Origin of the sequence: Dyadobacter sp. BHUBP1, from assembly GCF_050587785.1 — a bacterium.
Classification (GTDB): domain Bacteria; phylum Bacteroidota; class Bacteroidia; order Cytophagales; family Spirosomataceae; genus Dyadobacter.
In genome coordinates, this window is the sequence record NZ_JBOBIH010000056.1 from 1 (window position 1) to 441 (window position 441).

Sequence of the window (441 nt, forward strand, 5' to 3'; positions counted from 1 at the left end):
ACACAAGTGCTGACGCTGATGGCGGTGGTTACCCGTCCGGTGGTCGTGGTGCTGGCAGTACCCACCACACTGGCGTTGTTGGCCGGCGAAAGCACGCTGGCAGTCAGGGTAGCGCAGCTTGCTCCCAAATCAAGTCCCGCGTAGTTCGTAGGGCCCGGAGTGTGTCCGTGCCAGGAAGTAGTCACCAGGCCATCAAAAGCATTAGCGTAGCCGTAATTGACCTGGTCGTTGTTATATGCACTCAAAGATCCAAATTTTGTCCCGGTCAGTTTTACATTTCCATTGTAAAATTCCAGTTCTCTCAATTCCCCGTAGCTGTTGGTACCCGCTAAGAATCGTACGTACCGCCAGGCAGTTGTCGTCCGGATAGGGTACTCGTTCCAGCCGGCAGCTGGCGTCTGGCTAATCGTGGCCAGGGTAGTCCAGCCGTTGGGATTTGAC

Annotated in this window: 1 protein-coding gene; it reads right to left on the minus strand. The window is 55.3% G+C overall.

Annotated features, from left to right (window positions below; genetic code table 11):
- The coding region (locus ACQ4MZ_RS31615; protein ID WP_430852036.1) for a hypothetical protein at positions 1 to 441 on the minus strand (441 nt) is incomplete at both ends.